The sequence below is a fragment of the Rhodococcus sp. IEGM 1351 genome, from assembly GCF_030056875.1.
Lineage (GTDB): Bacteria > Actinomycetota > Actinomycetes > Mycobacteriales > Mycobacteriaceae > Rhodococcus_F > Rhodococcus_F opacus.
The window spans coordinates 1-236 of sequence record NZ_JASHKU010000157.1 but is presented as its reverse complement, the minus strand read 5'-3'; the positions used below and the strand labels follow the sequence as shown (position 1 = coordinate 236).

General features: G+C 72.5%; 1 pseudogene. It reads left to right on the top strand.

What is annotated here, in order from left to right:
* Positions 1–236, top strand: a pseudogene (locus QM806_RS41550) (transposase); the annotation flags it as partial.

The window sequence follows — 236 nt, the reverse complement described above, 5'->3', positions numbered from 1 at the left end:
AGATCGCGGTCAGCGTGCACGCGGCCACCGATGCGGCGTCCGCCCCGCTGGACTGACGGCTGTTTCTGCCCGAGAGCTGGGACGATCGTTCGGCCGCCGACCCCGACGCCGTCGCCGCGATCACCGCCCGCCGGCGACGGTCCGCGATCCCCGACACCGAGCACCACCGCCCCAAATGGGCGATGGCGATCGAGATGATCGACGAGCTGACCGAGTGGGGCCGGATCCCGCCGGTC